This is a genomic window from Streptomyces thermospinosisporus (assembly GCF_039526425.1).
Taxonomy (GTDB): Bacteria; Actinomycetota; Actinomycetes; order Streptomycetales; family Streptomycetaceae; genus Streptomyces; species Streptomyces thermocarboxydovorans.
Genome location: NZ_BAAAIZ010000068.1, coordinates 18,863 through 38,585 on the forward strand (window position 1 = coordinate 18,863; position 19,723 = coordinate 38,585).

Here is a 19,723-nt window from a genome sequence, read left to right on the forward strand (position 1 = left end):
GAAGAAGCCGGCTGGTCCTTCCACCGGCGATTCACTGCCGGTGGATCGTACGGCATTCAGAGGATTACCGGCACAGTGAACTCTCTTCTTTCTCACCGGCCGAGAAGAACAGTCGATTTCTCACCCGGTGAGAAAGTTCCGGCGAGTGCGTGAAAGGCCTTGTGCGGACCAGGGAACAGGCGCCTTTCCGGGCGCGTCGGCTCAGCTGACGAGCCCGAACTGCATTGACAACGACGCGTTGCGCATATTTGGCTGTTCAGCGCTTGCCGAGAAACATCGGAAGCGGTTGTGTTCGGCGAAGAACGAGGGTTGAGGGTACGAAATGGCGGAACAGGTGGAGACGGAACCTGGTTCACGGCCGGCCAGTCGATGCCTGCACGACCAATTCGCCGGACAAGTGCGGCGGCGCCGGAACGCCGTCGCGGTGGTCCAGGGCGAACAATCCCTGACCTACGCGGAACTGCATGAGCGGGCCGGCGCACTGGCCGCCCGGCTCAGGGCCGAGGGCGTGGGACCCGACGTGGTGGTCGGTCTCTTCGCGGAGCGGTCGGCCGACATGCTCATCGGCATGACCGGCATCCTGCAGGCGGGCGGCGCCTATCTGCCGCTTCGGGTGGACGACCCCGTGGACCGGGTGTCGTTCATCCTGCGCGACGCGGGCGTGCGGGTCGTCGTGACCACTCCCGTGACCGACGAGCGCGACCTCGACTTCGACGGGGTGCGGGTACGGGCCGACGCCCCCGGAGCCGTCGCTCCCGGGGAGGAGCCCCCGGTCCGGGTGAACGACGAGAACCTCGCCTACGTCATCTACACCTCCGGCACCACCGGCACCCCGAAGGGGGTGGCCGTCCCGCACCGCGCCGCCGCCCGGATCGTCCGCACCGGCCTCTATGGCGACTTCGACGACCAGCAGACGTTTCTGCAGGCGTGCCCGCTGTCCTTCGACGCCTCCGTGTTCGAGATCTGGGCGGCCCTCGCCAACGGAGCCCGGCTGGTGCTGCTGCCGCAGCAGCGCTCCTCGGCGGACGCCGTCATCGACACCGTCCGCCGCTACGGCGTCACCACCTGCTGGCTCACCCCCACGCTGTTCAACCAACTGGTCGACGAGGACCGGCTGAAGGACAGCGGGCTGCGCCAGGTGGTGATCGGCGGAGAGGTGGTGTCCACCCCGCACCTGGCGAAGGCCATGCGGTCCACCGACATCCGCTTCGCCAACGGCTACGGCCCGACCGAGGCCGGCGTGTTCACCTGCTGTCACATCTTCCAGGAGGCCGACCTCGACCACGCGCCCCCGCCGGTGGGCACCCCGCTCCCCGGCACCCGGGTCTGGATCCTCGACGAGCGGATGCGGCCGGTGCCCGACGGGGAACTGGGTGAGCTGTACATCGGCGGACCCGCGCTCGCCCGCGAGTACCACCGGCGCCCCGACCTCACCGAACGGGCCTTCCTGCCCGATCCGTTCGGCGAGACCGCCGACGGCAGGATCTACCGTTCGGGCGACCTCGCGCGCATGCTCCCAGGCGGCCTGGTCCAGGTGCTCGGACGCACCGACAGCCAGGTCAAGATCCGCGGCAACCGGGTGGAGCTGACCGAGGTCGAGGCTGCCCTCCTCCACGATCCGGCCGTGGCCCAGGCCGCGGTCGTCGATCGTGGCGAGGCAGCCGAGCGGGTGCTCGCCGCCTATGTCATCCCGGCGCACGGCGCCGCTCCCACCGTCACCGAGCTGCGTGCCCGGCTGGCCACCCGCCTGCCGGACTACATGATCCCCACGGAGTTCCACCGCCTGGAGCGGCTGCCGCTCACCCGGCACGGCAAGACGGACCGGGCCGCGCTGCGCGCCGAGACCGGCGCGCCCCGGCTGCAGCTGGGCACCGCCTACCGGCCCGCGGCGAGCGAGCTGGAGTCGCTGATCGCCGGGGTCTGGGCCGAGGTCCTGGACGTGCCCGCGGTCGGCATGGACGACAACTACTTCGACCTGGGCGGCACGTCGCTCACCATCAAGCGGGCCCAGCTCCGCCTGGAGGAGCGCACCGGCGTCCGTCTCCCGTCCACGGCCCTCTACGAGTACCCCACGGTTCGCGCGCTCGCCCGGGCCATGGCCGAGCAAGAGGTATGAAACCTGTGAACTCTCAGTCCACCGACCCCTGTTGTCGCGACATCGCCATCATCGGGATGGCCGCCGAACTGCCCGGCGCCGACGACCTCGACGCCTTCTGGGAGAACATCCGCGCGGGCGAGGAGTCCGTCACGCACGGCTCACCGCGTGTCGTCGAGGACCCGGCCACCGGCCGCCGATGGGTGCACGCCCGTGGCGTCCTGAAGGACGTCCGCCGCTTCGACGCCGAGTTCTTCGGCATCCCGCGCCGTGAGGCCGAGGTCCTCGACCCGCAGCACCGGCGGCTGCTGGAGCTCTCCTGGAACGCCATGGAGGACGCCGGCTACGACCCGTACCGGGTGCGCGAGACAGTGGCCGTCTACACCTCGGTGGGCCCCAACACCTATTACGGGACACGGGACTTCGGCGCCCGCTCCGCGGCCGAGCGCATGCTCATCCAGCTGTCCAACGGGCCCGACACCCTGGCCACCCGCATCTCCTACAAACTGGGCCTGACCGGCGAGAGCGTCAACGTGCAGTCCGCGTGCTCGTCCGCCGCCGTCGCCGTCCATCTGGCCTGTGAGGCCCTGCGCGAGGGCAGGGCGGACATGGCGCTGGTGGGGGCGGCCAGCATCAGTGCCCTGGAGACGCTCGCCTACGAGCACCAGGACGGGTTCATCCTGTCCGCGGACGGCAGCACCCGCGCCTATGACAAGGACGCCAGCGGTTACGTGGAAGGTGACGGCGCCGGAGTGCTCGTGCTGCGCCGCCTCGACGACGCCCTGGAACGCCGGGACAACGTCCACGCGGTGATCAAGGGCAGCGCGGTGAACAACGACGGCCGCGCCAAGGCCGGTTACTCGGCGCCCAGCGTGGAGGGGCAGTCCCGGGTCATCCGGGAGGCGATCGAGGCATCCGGGGTCCCCGCCGACACCATCGCCCTGGTCGAGGGCCACGGCACCGGCACCCAGGTCGGCGACCCGATCGAGGTACGCGGTCTGGCCCGCGCCTACCGGACCTTCACCGACCGCACCGGCTTCTGCGCCCTCGGCTCGGTCAAGGCGAACATCGGCCACCTGTGCTTCGCCTCCGGCATCGCGGGGCTGCTCAAGGCGGTTCTGTGCCTGAAGCACGGCGAACTGCCCCCCATGGCCGTGCTGGAGGAGCCCAATCCGGACCTCGGCCTCGAGGACACACCGTTCTACCTCAACCGGACCCTCAAGCCGTGGCCGCAGGCCGGCCCCCGCCGGGCGGGCGTGAGCTGCTTCGGGATGGGCGGCACCAACGCCCACTTCGTCCTCGAACAGGCACCACCGCCGGTGACCCGGGGCGGCCGGTCCGGCACCCGGAAAACCTGGCCCGTGGTCCTGTCGGCCCGCAGTGCCGAGGCCCTGACGGAGGTCAGGAGCCGCCTGGCCGCTCATCTGCGCGCCCACCCGGACACCGGCCTCGGCGCCCTCGCCCACACGCTCGCCACCGGCCGCCGTCCGTTCGCCCACCGCTGGGCCGTGGCGGTCGGCTCCACCGAGGCGCTGCTGAGTGCGCTCGACGGCGCCCCGCCCGCACCCGACGACTCTCCGGCTGCCGAACTGGTCCGGCTCTGGGCCGAGGGCGGCGACGCGGACTGGGACGCGGTGTTCGACACCGACGACCGGCGCCGCATCTCGCTGCCCGGCTACCCGTGGCAGGGCGAGCGCCTGTGGATCGAGGCCAGCCCGGCCGGCACCGAGCACGGGGTGGAACCGGAGGAGGCGGAGCAGGCTCCGGTCGCCGACTGGCTTCACCGGATCACCTGGGAGCGGACCGCGCTGCCCCGGCCGTACCTCACCGGTGATCTGCCGCCCGCCGACGGCGTCACCCTGCTGTTCGGCGACGGCGGCCCGGCCGGCCCTCTGGCGGCCGAGCTGAGCGCGGCCGGACGCACGGTACTGCAGGTCACGCCCGGCGACCGGTTCGAGGTCACCGACGGCCGGCACGCCGTCGTCAGGCCCGAGGCGGCCGAGGACTTCCACCAACTGGTGGACTGGGCCGTGACACGCGGCGGCCGGGTGGCCGAGGTCGTCCACCTCTGGTCCTACGGTGCCCCGGCCGACCAGGACACCGGCATGGCACGGGGCGCCCTCACGGTGCTCCACCTGGTGCAGGCCCTCGCCAGGGCGCGGCAGAGCACGGACCTCTGGATCGGCACCGAGAACGCACAGACCGCCGCCGGCCCACGCCCCGCAGGGACCGAGCCCGAAGACGCCCGCAGGGCTCTGCGTCTGGAGGCGTCCGCGGTACTCGGACTGTGCCGGGTCGTCCCGCAGGAGCATCCCGAGCTGCGCTGCCGCGCAGTCGACTTCGCCCTGGACACCCCGCCGCGGCAGGTCGCCGCCGGGCTGCTCGCCGAGATGGCCTCGCCGGGTGACGACCCGGAGGTGGTCTACCGGGGCGCCGACCGGCTGCTGCCCGCGGTGGAGCAGCTGCCCGCTCCCGGGGAAGGCTCCGTGCCGGTGCCCGTGCGTCACGGCGGTGTGTACCTGATCACCGGCGGCCTGGGCCGGATCGGACTGGTGATCGCCGAGGTGTTCGCGCGGACGGCCCCGGTCCGCCTGGCGCTCGTCTCCCGGGCCCCCGACCCGGACGTGCCTGAGGTGCACCGGCTGCGGGAATTGGGCGCCGAGGTCCTCGTGCTGAGCGCCGACGTGGCGGACGAGACGGCGATGCGCGAGGCCGTCGAAACCGTCCACGCCCGCTGGGGAGCCATCGACGGAGTGGTGCACTCGGCGGGCATCGAGGAGAGCCGCAACTTCTCCTTCATCGCCCGGACCGGCACCGGCCAGGCCGTGGCCGCCCTGCGGCCCAAGGTGCCCGGCATCGCCGTCCTGGACCGGGTGACCCGCGACGAGCCCCTGGAGTTCTGCCTGGTCTGCTCCAGCCTCGACACCCTGCTCGGTGGCATCGCCTTCGGCATCTACTCGGTGGCCAACCGCTACCTCGACTCCTACGCGCACTGGCGGCGCGCCCACGGCGCCCCCTGGATCAGCGTGGACTGGGACTCGTGGCGGTTCGGCGAAGCCGATTCCGGACGCATCGGAGCCGCCGCCGCCCGCACCGCCATCCGCCCCGGCCAGGCGGGGGACGTCCTGGCGGCCGTACTGACCAGTGGTCAAGCGCAGTGCGTCGTCTCCACCGTGCCCCTGACACGCCGGATCGAGCGCATCCGCCGCGCCTTCGAACGCCGCCGGCGCGACGTCGTCGCGGCAGCGGGAACACAGGGCCCGCGCACCCGCGAGGAGGTCGGCGGCCTGGTCCGCGACATCGTCGGGGAGATCACCGACCAGCCCGCGCCGCAGGACGACGACGAACTGCTCGCTGTCGGCTGCGATTCGCTCGCCCTGCTGGAGGTCGTGGCCCGGCTGGAGGGCGCGCTGGGGCACAAGCTGCCCATGACCGACCTGTGGGGCTGCTCCACTCTGTCCGACCTCGCACAGGTCTGCTGGGCGAGCGCCGCAGCGCACGGGACGGACGACGGCGACGGCGCCGAGGAGGCGCTGCGCTACCTCGCCGGCTGATGCGGCACGACGCCCCGCGCTGCGCACAGCGCTCCCGGGACCTCCACCAGAGGCGTCTCGTGAAGACACCCGCCGAAGACAGGTGACCCAACCGATGCCATTCGACCTTGCCAGGGCTCGCGCCGACACCCCGGGCGTCGCCCATGTCGTGCACCTGAACAATGCGGGCGCGAGTCTCGCCCCACACGTGGTGACCGAGGCGATGACCCGTCACCTCGCCCTGGAGAGCACCGTGGGCGCCTACGAGGCGGCCGAGCGCTCCCAGGAAGCGGTCGGCCGGGCCCATGACGCTCTCGCCGCGCTGCTGAACGCCGAGCCGGACGAGATCGCCGTCCTGGACAGCGCGACCCGTGCCTGGGGCATGGCCCTGTCCAGCGTCCCGCTGCGACGCGGGGACAGGGTGCTGCTGTCACCCGTCGAGTACGGCAGCAACCACATCTCGCTGCTCCACCTCGCCGAACGCACCGGCGTCTCCCTCGAGTTCCTGCCGGTCGACGACGACGGTCTGGTGGACGCAGCCGCGCTGGAGGACTGCCTGGACGAGCGGGTGAAGCTCGTGGCCATGGCGCATGTGCCCATGCATGACGGTCTGGTGAACCCGGTCGCCGAGGTCGGCAAAGCGGTGCGCAGGACCGAGGCGCTGTTCCTCGTGGACGCCTGCCAGTCGGTGGGCCAGCTCCCGGTGGACGTCCAGGACTTCGGCTGCGACCTGCTGGTCGGCTGCGGCCGCAAGTATCTGCGCGGCCCGCGCGGCACGGGCTTCCTCTATGTCGCACGCGACGTCGCCCCACGCCTCACACCGGCGGTGCTCGGGCTGGACGGCGTCGAGTGGCACGCGGGGAGGTACCGGCTCGCCCCGGGCGCGCGCCGGTTCGAGACCTGGGAGGCCAACGCCGCTGCCCGGATAGGGCTCGGGGTGGCCGTCGACTACGCCCGCAACTGGGGAGTGGAACGCACCTGGCAGAGGATCCGCTCCCTGGCCTCGGGCCTGCGCGCCGACCTGGCCGGGGTGCCGGGTGTCACGGTGCAGGACCGGGGCGTGGAGCGCTGCGGCAACATCGCCGTCACCTTCGCGCACCTGGACCCCTTCCAGGTGCGCGCCGAACTGCTGCGTGCCGGGATCAACAGCTGGGTGTGCCTCGACAACGCAGCCTGTCACGACATGCAACAGCGCGGCCTCAGCCGCCTCTTGAGGATCTCCGTCCACTACTACAACAGCGAGGACGAGCTCTCGCGGCTGTGTTCGGTGCTCGCCGGTCTGACCTCAGGAACGAAAGCGAGGGTCTTCGCATGACGGCATCGGCATGGATCAAGCGCCCGCGGCCGCGGCCCGGGGCCCGGGCAAGGGTGTTCTGCGTCCCGCACGCGGGGGCGGGACCGTCCTCCTACGCGCACTGGGTGTCCGAGCTGCCGGAGGACGTGGAGCTGTGCCTGGTGCATCTGCCGGGACGGGAGGCACGCCTGGCCGAGCTGCCGCTCGACGACATCACCGTCATCGCCCAGCGTGTCGTCCGCGCCTGCGTGGATCTGCTCGACCTGCCCTTCGCCCTGTTCGGGCACAGCATGGGAGCACTCGTCGCCTACGAGACGGCCCGGCGGCTCCCCGTCCAGCCCCGCCGGCTGTTCGTCTCCGCCTGTCCGCCCGCGCACCGGCTGGTGGAGGAGCCGCCCGTCGCGCACCTCCCCGACGACGAGTTCCTCACCGAGGTCCGCCGCGCCTATCAGGGCATACCTGACGAGGTGTGGCAGGACAGCGCGCTGATGCGCATGATGCTTCCCGCCCTGCGCGCCGACTTCGCCGCGTACGAGACCTACGAGTGGATTCCGCGCGCCCCGCTGACCTGCGCGGTCACCGCGCTGGGCGGCGCAGCGGACGCCCTGGTGCCTCCGCGTTCGCTCGCGGACTGGGCCGAACTGACCGAGGGGGAGTGCGCCGTCGAGGTGTTCGACGGCGGGCACTTCTACCTCACCCAGGCCCGCCACCAGGTTCAGGCCATGGTCACCGCGGCACTCCTGTCCGGCGACAGCCTGGCCGCCACCTGCCCGAACCCGGACCGAGGAGGCCAGGCATGACCGTACGGGTGACGGAGAGTCTGGCCGAAGCACGCGCGAAGGGCTGGGACGCCGTCGTCCCGCCCGACGACCTCTTCCGCTCACCGGGGTGGCTGGCGCTCGAGAGCGAACAGACCAACCTCCCGCCCCGCTACTACCTGGCAGGCGGACACGGCGGCGCCGAGGCGGGCCTGACCTGCTACCCGCTGGACGCCTCCTCGGAGCCCTGGCCGTTCATGCGCGTCGACCGGACCGTACGCATGCTCGCCGCTGCAGGAGGCGTCGAACCGGACGAGCACACCGCGCGAGCCGTGGACACGCTGCTGCCCACCCGGCTCTTCGGCGGCCGCCGGGTGCCGGACACTGCGCTCGTCACGGCAGCCGGGGTCCCTGAGCACAGGCGCCGGCAGCTGATCACCGAACTGGTCGCCGCCGGCGAGGACGATGCCCGCGCCGCCGGCGCAGCCAGCTCCGCCTTCCTCTTCGTCGCCGCCGCCGACACCGCGCTCCGCGAGGTGCTGCGCGAGCGCGGCTACGCCGAGGTCCCCACCGCCCACTACTCCACCCTCCGGTTGCCCGGGCCGGGTTTCGAGAACTATCTGCGCCTGCTTCCCAGCGACCGCCGGCGTAAGGTGCGCTACGAGCGCCGCCGTCTGGAGGTGGCCGGTGTCGGCTTCGAGGTCGAGCCTCTCACCCCCGCGCTGACCGGGGAACTCGTGCCGCTGCTGCTGAAGCACGGCGAGAAGTACGGGCACGCCTACACCCCCGAGGCGATGAGCCGCACCTTGCACCTGCACGCCACGCACTGCGGTGATGCCGCCGAGGTCATCACCGCCCGCTCCCCAGACGGCGCGGTGCGCGGCTTCTCCCTGGTCGTCCGCCGGGGCACGCGCCTGTACATCCGGCTGACCGGCTACGACTACGACTGGCAGGGCAAGCTGCCGCTGTACTTCGCCCTCTGCTTCTACGAACCGGTGGAGCACGCCGGCCGGATCGGCGCGACCACACTCGACTACGCCGTCGCCTCCGAGAGCACCAAGCTGTCCCGGGGCTGCACCCAGGAACGGCGCTTCGGCTACGTCAAGGCGTTCCACTCGCCGACCCACACCGCGGTGGCCCGCTTGCTGGCCCGCCTCGGTGACGATCCGGAAGACCGCTGACCACCTTGACGCGCAACCGTGCCGCATCCCCCGGAGGAACACCCCCATGACCGCGACGACGCAGGCCGCGCCGACTCTTGGCGTCATCGGCGGCAGCGGCTTCTACCAGCTGCTCGAAGAGGCCGAGGAGATCACCGTCGACACACCTTACGGTGCACCGTCCGACACCGTCGCGGTCGGCGCGGTGGCCGGGCGCCGGGTGGCGTTCCTGCCGCGCCACGGTCGTACCCACGCCCACCCGCCGCACCGCATCAACTACAGGGCCAACCTGTGGGCGCTGCGCTCGCTCGGCGTGCGCCAGGTGCTCGCTCCGTGCGCGGTGGGGTCGCTGAGCCGGGACCACGGTCCCGGTGCCGTTGTCGTCCCCGATCAGCTGGTGGACCGTACGAGCGGGCGGACGCAGACCTTCTTCGACGAAAGGGCGCTGCACGTGCCCTTCGCCGACCCGTACTGCCCCGCCGGACGCGACGCCGTCCTCGAGGGCGCGGTGGCCATGGGCACCGATGCGCACGACGGGGGCACCATGGTGGTCGTCGAGGGCCCCCGGTTCTCCACCCGTGCCGAATCCCGGTGGTTCGCGTCGAACGGCTGGTCGCTGGTCAACATGACCGGGCATCCGGAAGCCGTACTGGCCCGGGAACTCGCCCTGTGCTACACGGCGATCGCCCTGGTCACCGACTTCGACGCGGGCCTGGACGCCGGTGAGAGCGTTCAGCAGGAGGAGGTCTTCGCGGTGTTCGCGCGCAACTCCGCCCGGATGCGGGAGATCGTGCTGGAGACGGTACGGCGGCTGCCGGAGCAGCGGAGGTGCCCCTGCCCCGGGGCCCTTGCCGGAATGGATCTCCCTTTCGCACTGCCGTGAGCCGACCGGCCGGGAGAAACGTCATCCGTCACCTGCGGCGCGCCGGTGCGCGGGTGCGCGGGTGCGACCAGGCCGATGTCATGGTCGTGCAGCCCTCCCCGCCGGGCGGAGGCGGGCGGCCGGGGCCCGGCCGGTGTGGCTGGGGCCCGGCCGGTGTGGCTGGGGCTGGTCAACGATGCGGGCGCCCGATGCGGGCGCCACGGAGGACAGCGCCGCCCGGGTACGGGCGGGCGTCCCGGCGTGGCGCCCTGCCCCGGCATTCTCGGCCTGTACGCCTTCACCCGCCGCGCCGCCGCACGGCCGGATGGGGCCGCCGCACGGCCGGATGAGAGGGTCCTCGTGTCACGCCGGTGCCGGGCACCGGTCCCCGGTGTCCGAGGGGGCCTCGTCCGCCACCGGCGAGAACACCTGGGCGGAGTCCACCATCGCCTCGACCGCTTCCTCCAGGTCGAGCCGCTTCTCCACGGAGTGCAGCTGGGAGAGGCGGGCACGGGTGCTGACCCGGGGCGGGGTCAGCAGGCTGCAGCAGTCCTCGTCGGGCAGGACCGAGATACCCGCGGTGCCGATGGTGGTCGCCTCGTCGATGATCTCCTGCTTGTCCCAGCCGATCAGCGGCCGCAGCACCGGCAGGTCCGCCGCCTCCTCCACGGCGACCATGTTGGCCAGCGTCTGGCTGGCCACCTGTCCCAGGCTGTCACCCGTCACCAGCGCCTCGGCGCCGGTACGGGCGGCCAGCGCGGACGCGGTGCGCACCATCAGCCGCCGCTGGGCCACCACCTGCAGCCGGCCGGCCCCGGCCACGGCGAGCTGCTTCTGCGCCTTGCCGAGGGCGATCACATACAGGGACCCGGGCTGCTGGTAGCGGTTCAGCTCACGGGCCAGCGCGTACGCCTTGTACACCGACGAGGGGTTGGTGTACGGCGCGCCGGTGAAGTGCACGAAGTCGCAGGCCAGGCCCCGCCGCATGGCCCGGTGGGCGGCCACGGGGGAGTCGTAGCCCCCGGACAGCAGCACCAGCGCCCGGCCGCTGGAGCCGACGGGCAGTCCGCGCAAGCCCGGGAGCCGCCGCCAGGACAGGTAGGTCTCCTTGCGGTCGATCTCCACGGCCAGGGTGACGTCCGGCTGGTCCAGGTCCACCCGGAGCCCCGGAACCTGATCAAGCAGCACGGCCCCGAGGTGGGCGTCGACCTGGAACGAGCTCAGCGGGAACCGCTTGTCCCGCCGCTTGGTCCGTACGGCGAAGGTGGTGCCCTCGCGGGACCCGCGCAGCACGTCGACTGCCGCCGCCGTGATGGCGTCCAGATCGCTGGGCACCCGCACGGCCGGCTCCACCGAACTGAAGCCGATCACCCTGCGGGCCCGCTCCACCAGGGCCTCCTGGGGCACCTCCCCGCCGATGACGGTCACGTTCCGGGCGGTCTTGATCCATGTCGAGCCGCCGATCCCGCGCAGCGCGTACCGCAGATTGTCGTGCAGCTGCTCGGTGAACCGGTGGCGGTTGCGGCCCTTGAGGAAGATCTCGCCGTGCTTGAGCAGCACGCACGGGGCCGGGGTGCCGTAGGCGCTACGCGCAGCGGCCACACTGCCTTTGTCGGACATGCCAACCTCTCCGAAGTCACAGTCGTCGTCGCAGTGTCTTCCGCACTTCCCATGATGCAGGAGCAGGCAAGTCGACGGGTCGGGCACCGGCCGCCGGCCCTCTTCGAGGCCCTCGATGCGGACCGAGGGTGAGTGTCGAGTCACGCAATGTGTCTCCTCGTGAGTCAGCTCGGAGGGGCCAGCAGGCGCGCCGGCGTGACGTGGTGAAGGTGGATGAGGAGGTCGTGGGACGCCGTGGGAGCGATGCTGTGGAGGCGCTCCGGGTAGGACGTTCCGATGCTGCGAGTGGGGCGGGGAGTGCTCAGCCACTCGTGGGCCGGGGACGGGGAGGTGCGCAGATCCATGAGGTAGTCGCCGGGACGGACGCGGTCGAGGAAGCGTTCGGTGCTGTGGTCCGGTGCGGTTTCCACCGTGTGGACGCGAGCCCTGCCGTCGGGGCCGGTCGCATTGAAGGAGCCGCTGCCGAACGTCATGGCGACGCTCACATAGTCCTTGCCCAGGCGTTCCCTCAGGAACGCGCCCTGCATCCGGGGATAGCGCGGGTCGGAGGTGCGGTAGGAGACATGGCTGTTGTGCGCCGACAGGACGACCTTGTGGCCGGTCCGGGCCTGCCACCAGGCGACGTTGTCCGCCATCAGCCGGTCGCGATAGCGCATCGACGCCCGCAGCTGCTCCGGGGCGTCGAAGTCGAAGGCGTATCCGCGCGCGGTCTGCGCCAGGGCCCGGGCGTGCTGCACGGCCCAGGCGTGGGCGTCCTCCGTCGCGCCGGCGGGGACCGGCTGCCGGGCGAGCAGGGACAGCGCCGCCTCCGCACGGTCGGCCATCGCGCGCCGCTCGGCCAGGGGGCAGGCCAGATACGCCTTCATGTAGGCCCCAGCGGACGTGGTGGGGCGCAGCCCCCGGTAGAGCGCGGTGAGCCGCGGCAGGAGGTCCGGTCGATGGCGGCCCGCGTACCGCAGCACCCTGTCGTACTGCTCGGGGCCCGCATAGGCGAAGTCGTCGCCCATGAAGCGCACCGGGTCGTCCGGGTGTCCGGCGTTGTACGCGCGCATCCACTCGATGAGGTCGAGGTACTCCTCGGTGTTCCACCAACCGTAGGTGTCCTGGAACTCCTCCCGCATGATGCGCCGCGGGTCACCCACTCCCGTCCGTATGTACGCATCCAGCCGGAGGCCGGTGCTCCAGCTCGTCTCCAGGGCGAAAGTGCGGAATCCCTTCTGCTCCACCAGGTAGCGCAGGATGCGGTGTTTCAGAGTGAAGAACTCGTGCGAGCTGTGCGTCGCCTCTCCGAGCCCCACCACCTTCGCGTCGCCCACCATGCGCCCCAGCGGCCGCAGGTCCGTCAGTCCGCCGCGGGGCTCCGTGGTGCGCAGGGGGCGGGCGACGCGCTCCGCCGCCCGCAGCGCACGGGTCTCCGGTGGCGGCACGGTGCCGGAGCACAGGGCCCCGACGCAGAACAGCGTCAGAATCAGGATGAGTACCGACCGGTTTCGCTTCATGAGAAGAGGGTCCGCTCACGGCCGGTCTCAGGACATCCGACGCACCCCCGGCTTTTCTGCTTGCTGCCTCCACGCCGGGCATGCCACTAAACCGGAACAGACTGTGCCGGTTCCATGGCGAGCCGGGCGACCCGCTCGGCGGCCGGCACCAGATAGAAGTGATCACCCTCCAGCACGGTGAGGGTGAACGAACCCGACGCCAGCGCCCCCCATCTCGCCGCTTGCTCCGGAGTGACCTGCGGGTCCCGGTCGCCCGTGAGGGCGTGGACATCGGCGCGCAGCAGCGGGGCGTCGGCCCGGCGGCGGTAACCGTCGATCAGGCGGTAGTCGTTGCGGATCGCCGGCAGGAGCAGCTCCCGCAGGTCCGGGTCGTCGAGGACGGCGGCGTGGGTGCCGCCCAGGGACCTGACCGCCTCGACCACCTCCTCGTCCGTCCGTACGGCCCGGCCCGCGGCACCGTCGGGAGACTTGCCGGACACGCAGAGGCGCGTGAAGTGGCCGGCACCCGCCTGCTGAAGACGCAGAAGCGTCTCGTAGGCGACGGCCGCACCCATGCTGTGACCGAAGAGCACCGTGGGCAGCGGCGGCAGGGCCAGCAGCGCCTCGGTGACGGCCGAGGCCAGCGGGTCCATCGTGGGAATCAGGGCTTCCCGGAAGCGGTTCTCGCGGCCCGGGTACTGCACGGCCAGCAACTCCGTGGCGGGGTCCGCGTACTGGGACCACGGACGGAAGAAGCTGGCCGCGCCGCCCGCGTGCGGAAAGCAGACCAGGCGGCGCTCCGGGTGTTCGGGCCGGGTGTGGCAGGTCAGATACGGCGAGGGGGAGGGGAGGGGCACGGGAAACTCCGATCGTCTCTCTTGCTGGGTCTCGCCGGGGCGCGGCGAGGTGAAGGGTCAGCGCCAGTCGACGGACACCTCGAGGCTGCTGTAGCCCTGTACCAGGTTGGAGCGCATCCACCGCACCTCCCCGGCCAGTTCCACCCGACGGGCCTCGGCCGCCAACTCCTGCAACAGGGCCCGCAGTTCCAGTCGGGCCAGGGCGGCGCCGAGACAGTGGTGGGGGCCGTTGCCGAACCCCAGGTGGCGGTTGGGCCTGCGGTCCGGGACGAACCGGTGCGGGTCGGGGAAGAGCCGCTCGTCGCGGTTGGCGGCGGACAGCCACGCCACCACCGGCTGTCCCTTGAGGATCTCCTGGCCGCCGATCTCGCAGTCCTCGGTCGCCACCCGCAGCACGTGCGCGGCCGGGGACGTCCAGCGCACCACCTCCTCCACGGCGGGGGCGGCGAGTTCGGGATCCGCGTGCAGCGCGTCCAGGGTGTCCGGGAACGCCTGGAGGGCATGGAAGGCGCCGGTGATCGAGTGGCGGGTGGTCTCGTTGCCGCCGATCAGCACGTTGTCGCAGTTGACCAGCACGTCCTCGGTGCTGAGCCGCCCGTCCTCGAGCAGTGCGCTCACCAGGTCGGAGCCGGGCTGCCGGCGGCGCCGCTCGATCAGATCGTGGAAGTAGAAGAGGATCTCCGTGTGGGCCTCGGCCGGGGTCATCCTGTCGAAGCTGCTCTCCTCGCCGCCGAAGGCGTGGTTGGTCAGCTCGATCAGCTGCTCCCGCTCGCTCAGCGGCACGCCGATGATCTCGCACACGACGGCTGCCGGAAGCCGGGGTCCGATGCCCCGGGCGATGTCGGTGGAGTCCTGCGACCGCAGCCGGCGGACGATGTCGCGCACCTCCTGGTGCAGCACCGACTGGAGTTCGGGGGCGCGCAGCCGCGAGAGGAAGGGGCCGATGAGCCGCTTCAGCGTGGAGTGCCAGTCGCCTTCGCTCACCACCAGCATCCGGCCGCCCGAGTTGTCGGGGTGCTCGGCGTCGAAGCCGATCATCATCCCGTACTCGGAGGTGAACGGTGCCTTGGGAGAGAGGACGGCGGTGACGTCGCGGTGGGAGAAGACCGACCAGAAGCCGGAGGGGGACCGGCCGGGACCGCTCCAGATCTTCGCGTCGGACCGGGTGTACTCCTCCCACATGGTGAAGCGGGCATCGGTGGTGTAGAGATCGGGGTCGCCCAGATCCACAGGGGCCGGACCGGGGGCTGTCGCATCAAGGGTCATCGTGGATGTCTCTGTCTGTCAGCGGACGGAGGGAGGAGGGACGGTGGCCGATTGCAGGTCGGCGGCCGGATCGGACGGGGCGTGGCGCCCGCTGTCCCCCGGAGCGCCGTCGGCGTCGGGCAGCGGCCGCGCGGGTGCTCCCGCGCCGGGTTCCGGAACGTCGCGCAGCGCCGGGCTGAGCGTCGAGAACAGGGCGACGACCGCCATCACGGCCGCGCAGCCGAGCAGGCCGGCTTGCCGGCCCGCGAGATCCAGCACGATGCCGCCGGCCAGGGGAGCGACGGCCCCGCCGGCACCGCTGGCGAGGGCCACCACGCTCACCACCCGCCCGCGGTGGCTGTCCGGCGTGATCATCAGCTGGGCGGTGGTGAAGCAGGCGTTCGCCGTCGGCGCCGCGAAGGCGATGGCACCGAGCAGGACCCCTGGTGTCCAGGCGCCCGGCAGCACCGCGATGCCCGCCGTGAGCACGGCGAACGTCCACAGCACGACGTGGATGGGCCGGGCACCGGTGAGAACCCGCTGGAGCAGGGGAGCAGCCAGGGAGCCCAGCAGACCGCCGACGCCCAGCAGCGCCGCCATCACACCGATGAGGCCGGTGGCCATGCCGCTGGTCCGCGCGGAGGCGATGACGACGAAGTAGATGACGCCGAAGAAGAAGTTCGTCGCCGTCGCGCACATCAGTCCCACGCGCAGAAAGCGGTGAGCGGCGATGAAGCGGACCCCCTCCAGCAGACCCCGTCCGCTGAGCACCGGCCGCTCGGCCGGTGTGCCCGCGGCCGGCGGCCGCTTCAGGAACAGCAGCAGGACCAGCCCCGCGAGGTGCGCCAGGCAGCCGACGGCGAACGGAAACGCGTTCTTCAGCGCCAGCAGGAACCCACCGGCGGACGTGCCGGCCAGCTGGCCGGCATAGGTCCGCGCGGCGTTCATCGCCACCGCGTCGGAGAGCTTCTCCTGAGCCACGAGGCTCGGGATCATCGCCTCTCCCGCCGCCATCGCCACAGCGGTCGCCGCCCCGTTGAGCAGGGCCAGCGCCACCAGGGCCGGCAGCGACGCGGCGCCCGCCCACAGCAGCAGGGCCAGCAGGCCGAACACCGTCACCAGCGCGGACTGGCACCACAGCATGACGGTCCGCCGGTCGTACCGGTCGGCGACGGCCCCGGCGGGCAGGCCCGCCAGGAGCAGCGCCGTCGCGTCGACGAAGCCGATGACGCCCGCCTGCGAGGGGGAGCCGGTCAGCGCCAGCACGATGAGCGGCAGCACGATCAAGGACGTGCTGTAGGCGAACTCGCCGAGGGCCGATGCCACCCACAGCAGCGTGAACCCGCCGCGCTGCCGCTTCATGCCGGGCGGCATCAGCCGAGCAGCCGCGCACGCGTCTTCGTCCGCACATAGGTGCGCCGCAGATCGCGGACCAGGCTGGTGCGCTTGAGCCAGCGGTCCGTCCCGTCGTAGCGGGGCGTGAACGTGTCGCGTCCGTGGACGGCCCGGTGGTTGTCGATGAACACGGCGTCGCCGGGGCTCAGGACCACCCGCTGGGCGGCAGCGGCCAGCAGGCCGGCGGCCTCCCGGAGGGCGGCCTCGGCCTCGGCGTCTCCGGGCAGCGCCTCGGTGAAGTCCGCGTCGATCCGCAGATACGGCGCCCCCTCGGGGCCGAACAGCACGGACGCCACCTCGTGGGGGCGGTCCTGAAGGGCCGACGGACGCTCCACGCTGTGCTGCGGCACCACGTGGTGGGAGTCGTCCGGGAAGAACCTGAAGCGGTCCTGGTGGAGGATCCGCCGTATCGGCTCGGGGAACTCCACGGACTCCACCAGCGCCACCGTGGTGCCCACGGCGTCGGGGTTGCGCAGACACATCAGCGCCACGTAGTCACCCCGGCAGGAGTGGAACACGTCCTCCGTGTGCAGCGTGAGCTGCTGCTCGCTGCTCGCGCTGGTCAGGGAGTTCTCCTGCCCCCGGGACGGGCAGATGTCGTGGACGAGGCGGCCGTTCTGCTGGTTGACCCAGCCGAACGGCTCACCCAGCACCGACCCGACGAGCAGCAGCACCAGCTCCTCGCGGACGGCGGCGGCCTCCTTCTCCGCGATCTCCCAGCTGGGCGGGGTCGGCACGAGATTCTCGTCGACCGGCAGGTTCCCGAGCACGATGGTGGCGTCCTCGGCGGCACGGGACGACACCAGGAACCGCCGTACTCCCAGGGGAAGCCGCTCCGCCTCGACGCGGATGTCGTCCGCGTACTCCAGCGGTGCCCAGTTGGGGTGGGTGGCGAGGAACCCGTCCGCCACGGCGGCCACTTCGTTCCTCTCGACATCACTCAGCACATAGCGAGCCACAGCAAAGCCTTCCGGTGGTGGTCAGTTACCGGCCTCGGCGGCGATCTGCCGCAGGGCGTTGGAGAAGCCGTCCGCCAGCCGGCGGACGGTGTCGGGCGTGTGGGCGGACGGCGCGTACAGCCAGTCGACGCGCAACTCGCCGTCGCTCACGGCGGCGACGACGTCGATCAGGTGCGGGCGGGTCTCGCCGGGCGCCTGGTCGGCCCCGAGACCGTCCAGCCGGTCCCGGATCAGACCGCCGGCGCCGTCGGCCGAACCGTCCCACTGGCCCAGGTAGTTGAAGCTGATCCGCGGATGCGGGGCCGCGGCCAGGGCGGTGTGGGCGGCGCTCCCCGGCTCGGACAGATAGCGCAGAGCGCCGTAGCCGATCCCGCGCCCGGGCAGCTTGCGGAGGATCTTCTTGACGGCCTTGAGCGCCGCCGTCCAGGAACCCTCCGGGACGTCGAGGACGACGGGATGGATCGTGGTGAACCAGCCGACCGTACGGGACAGGTCCACGTCGTCGAACAGCTCCTCGCGGCCGTGGCCCTCGAGGGCCACGGTGACCGGCGCACCCGTCCAGTCCCGCAGGACCCTGCCCAGCGCGGCCAGCAGCACATCGTTGATCCGGGTGCGGAACGCACCGGGCGCACGCTGGAGCAGCGCCTGAGTCACGGACCGGTCCAGCACCGAGGACTCCACGGTGACCTCGCCGTACGTGCCGGTCGCCGGCCCGTCGCACGGAATCTCCATGGGCCCGGAGGCGGCCTTGCGCCAGTACGCGATCTCGTGGTCGAAACCGCCGGAGCGGACATGCTCGGCCAGGCGCTCGGCCCACCGCTGGTAGCTGCTGGTCCGGGGGCCCAGGTCCACGGCGCGGCCGTCGGCGAGCTGCCCGTACGCGATGGCCAGGTCCTCCAGGACGATCCGCCAGGACACGCCGTCCATGCCCAGGTGGTGCACGGCCAGGAAGAGCCGGGGCAGCGCCCCGTCCGGCATGCGCAGGAAGACTCCCCGCACCAGGGCGCCCCGGCGCAGATCCAGCGCGCCCTGGGCCTGCGACGCGGCGTCGTGCAGCGCCTGCTCGCAGTCCTCCACCGCCGTCAGGTCCCGGACCGACAGAAGTCCGCCGGGACGATCGCCGTACTCCTGGACCCAGCCGCCGGCGCCGTCGTCCGAGTACCGCATGCGCAGCGCGTCATGGTGGTCGACCACCGCCGCGAGCGCACGCTCCAGCACGGATGGATCCGTCTCCGGTGCCAGACAGACATGGACGGACATTGAGTAGTGGTCGGGATGCCTCGTGTGCCCGGCGAAGAACCACCGCTGAACAGGGGTGAGTTCGACCCGGCCCGACGTCTGGCGCGGGTGATCCCCGGCGGCCGGCGCATCGGCCTCCGTGCGCCGCACGACGGCCGCCAGCTCGGCGACGGTCTGGTGGACGAACACCTGCTTCGACGTCAGGTGCATCCCGGCCTGGCGGGCGTGGGAGATGACCTGGATGGAGAGGATGGAGTCGCCGCCGAGTTCGAAGAAGTTGTCGTGGATGCCGACCTTCTCCACGCCCAGGACTTCGGCCCAGATGGCGGTCAGCGCCTCTTCTGTCCAGTTGCGGGGCGCCGTGTACTCGGTGTCGAGCTGCTCGGACTGGACGGTCGGTTCGGGGAGTGCGCGGCGGTTGATTTTGCCGCTGGGGGTGAGGGGGAGGTGGTCGAGTGGGATGAAGAGGGCGGGGACCATGTGGTCGGGGAGGGTGTGGGTGAGGTGGGTGCGGAGTTCGGTGGTGGTGGGGTTGGTGTGGGGGTGGGGGACGGTGTAGGCGATGAGTCGTCGGTGGCCGTCGGGTGTCTGGTGGGCGGTGACGACGCATTCGCGGATGTGGGGGTGGGTGAGGAGGGCGGTTTCGATTTCGCCGAGTTCGATGCGGTAGCCGCGGATTTTGACTTGGTCGTCGGTGCGGCCGAGGTGTTGGAGGGTGCCGTCGGGGAGCCAGCGGGCGATGTCGCCGGTGCGGTACATGCGGTGGCCGGGTGGGCCGTAGGGGTTGGCGGGGAAGCGTTCGGCGGTGAGGGCGGGGCGGTGGAGGTAGCCGCGGGCGAGTCCGCCGCCGGCGACGTGGATCTCGCCGGGGACGCCGGTGGGTACGGGGTTGCCGTGTGGGTCGAGGAGGTAGAGGTGGTAGCCGGGCAGGGGGCGTCCTGCGGGCAGGCGGCTGCCGTGGGTGAGGTGGTCGGGGGTGATGTCCTGGTAGGTGACGTGGACGGTGGTTTCGGTGATGCCGTACATGTTGACCAGGCGGGTGGCGGGGGTGGCGTAGTGCTGGAACCAGGCCGTCACGTGCTTGGTCTCCAGCGCCTCCCCACCGAAGATCACCCAACGCAGAGCGGGCAACGCGGGGGCGGAGGACTGCACTGCCCGATCGACCAGCTCGCGGAACATGGACGGGGTCTGGTTGAGGACGGTGACGTGCTCCTGGTGGAGGAGGTGC

Annotated in this window: 13 protein-coding genes; 6 read left to right on the forward strand and 7 right to left on the reverse strand. The window is 71.8% G+C overall.

The features are described from left to right. The first annotated feature begins 397 nt into the window (after positions 1-397). The 6 genes from ABD207_RS21920 to ABD207_RS21945 all read left to right on the forward strand — a co-directional run bounded on the left by ABD207_RS21920 (position 398) and on the right by ABD207_RS21945 (position 9,723). Positions 398-2,116, forward strand: a complete 1,719-nt coding sequence (locus ABD207_RS21920; RefSeq protein WP_344014809.1) for a non-ribosomal peptide synthetase — start codon at positions 398-400, stop codon at positions 2,114-2,116. Between the two features lie 5 nt (positions 2,117-2,121). Continuing rightward, on the forward strand, positions 2,122-5,649 hold the full coding sequence (locus ABD207_RS21925; RefSeq protein ID WP_344014810.1) for an SDR family NAD(P)-dependent oxidoreductase: 3,528 nt from the start codon (positions 2,122-2,124) through the stop codon (positions 5,647-5,649). Positions 5,650-5,743: 94 nt separating this feature from the next. After that, positions 5,744-6,943: an aminotransferase class V-fold PLP-dependent enzyme gene (locus ABD207_RS21930; protein ID WP_344014811.1), complete on the forward strand. Its 1,200-nt coding sequence runs from the start codon at positions 5,744-5,746 to the stop codon at positions 6,941-6,943. Further along, positions 6,940-7,722 (forward strand): thioesterase II family protein, encoded by a 783-nt coding sequence (locus tag ABD207_RS21935; protein ID WP_344014812.1) that lies wholly within the window; start codon positions 6,940-6,942, stop codon positions 7,720-7,722. Before ABD207_RS21930 ends, ABD207_RS21935 begins: the two co-directional genes overlap by 4 nt. Next, positions 7,719-8,861, forward strand: coding sequence for a GNAT family N-acetyltransferase (locus ABD207_RS21940; protein WP_344014813.1), 1,143 nt, complete (start codon positions 7,719-7,721; stop codon positions 8,859-8,861). The genes ABD207_RS21935 and ABD207_RS21940 overlap by 4 nt, the downstream gene beginning before the upstream one ends. Before the next feature lie 46 nt (positions 8,862-8,907). Further along, complete coding sequence (locus ABD207_RS21945; protein ID WP_344014814.1) at positions 8,908-9,723, forward strand: S-methyl-5'-thioadenosine phosphorylase; 816 nt, start codon at positions 8,908-8,910, stop codon at positions 9,721-9,723. 342 nt (positions 9,724-10,065) lie between these two features. On the opposite strand, the gene thiI is transcribed toward ABD207_RS21945, so the two are convergent. From thiI to ABD207_RS21980, 7 genes are all read right to left on the reverse strand, one after another. Then, positions 10,066-11,322, reverse strand: a complete 1,257-nt coding sequence (thiI, locus tag ABD207_RS21950) for a tRNA uracil 4-sulfurtransferase ThiI (protein ID WP_425580790.1) — start codon at positions 11,320-11,322, stop codon at positions 10,066-10,068. 164 nt (positions 11,323-11,486) lie between these two features. Continuing rightward, positions 11,487-12,821 carry an erythromycin esterase family protein gene (locus tag ABD207_RS21955; RefSeq protein ID WP_344014816.1) on the reverse strand — a complete coding sequence of 445 codons (1,335 nt, stop codon included), beginning with the start codon at positions 12,819-12,821 and terminating at the stop codon, positions 11,487-11,489. Between the two features lie 86 nt (positions 12,822-12,907). After that, complete coding sequence (locus ABD207_RS21960; RefSeq protein WP_344014817.1) at positions 12,908-13,657, reverse strand: thioesterase II family protein; 750 nt, start codon at positions 13,655-13,657, stop codon at positions 12,908-12,910. Between the two features lie 57 nt (positions 13,658-13,714). After that, positions 13,715-14,923: a cytochrome P450 gene (locus tag ABD207_RS21965; protein WP_344014818.1), complete on the reverse strand. Its 1,209-nt coding sequence runs from the start codon at positions 14,921-14,923 to the stop codon at positions 13,715-13,717. An 18-nt stretch (positions 14,924-14,941) separates the two neighbouring features. After that, complete coding sequence (locus tag ABD207_RS21970) at positions 14,942-16,264, reverse strand: MFS transporter (protein WP_344014819.1); 1,323 nt, start codon at positions 16,262-16,264, stop codon at positions 14,942-14,944. Between the two features lie 11 nt (positions 16,265-16,275). Then, complete coding sequence (locus ABD207_RS21975; RefSeq protein WP_344014820.1) at positions 16,276-17,208, reverse strand: TauD/TfdA family dioxygenase; 933 nt, start codon at positions 17,206-17,208, stop codon at positions 16,276-16,278. Positions 17,209-17,277: 69 nt separating this feature from the next. Beyond that, positions 17,278-19,723, reverse strand: a 2,446-nt coding sequence (locus tag ABD207_RS21980) for a condensation domain-containing protein (RefSeq protein ID WP_344014821.1), incomplete at its 5' end; no start/stop codon positions are given.

Excerpts from the sequence above, each read along its gene's own strand:
- ABD207_RS21955 (WP_344014816.1), bottom strand. The coding sequence starts at position 12,821 with ATGAAGCGAAACCGGTCGGTACTCATCCTGATTCTGACGCTGTTCTGC.
- ABD207_RS21945 (WP_344014814.1), top strand. The coding sequence starts at position 8,908 with ATGACCGCGACGACGCAGGCCGCGCCGACTCTTGGCGTCATCGGCGGC.
- ABD207_RS21940 (WP_344014813.1), top strand. The coding sequence starts at position 7,719 with ATGACCGTACGGGTGACGGAGAGTCTGGCCGAAGCACGCGCGAAGGGC.
- ABD207_RS21935 (WP_344014812.1), top strand. The coding sequence starts at position 6,940 with ATGACGGCATCGGCATGGATCAAGCGCCCGCGGCCGCGGCCCGGGGCC.
- ABD207_RS21930 (WP_344014811.1), top strand. The coding sequence starts at position 5,744 with ATGCCATTCGACCTTGCCAGGGCTCGCGCCGACACCCCGGGCGTCGCC.
- ABD207_RS21965 (WP_344014818.1), bottom strand. The coding sequence starts at position 14,923 with ATGACCCTTGATGCGACAGCCCCCGGTCCGGCCCCTGTGGATCTGGGC.
- ABD207_RS21970 (WP_344014819.1), bottom strand. The coding sequence starts at position 16,264 with ATGAAGCGGCAGCGCGGCGGGTTCACGCTGCTGTGGGTGGCATCGGCC.
- thiI (WP_425580790.1), bottom strand. The coding sequence starts at position 11,322 with ATGTCCGACAAAGGCAGTGTGGCCGCTGCGCGTAGCGCCTACGGCACC.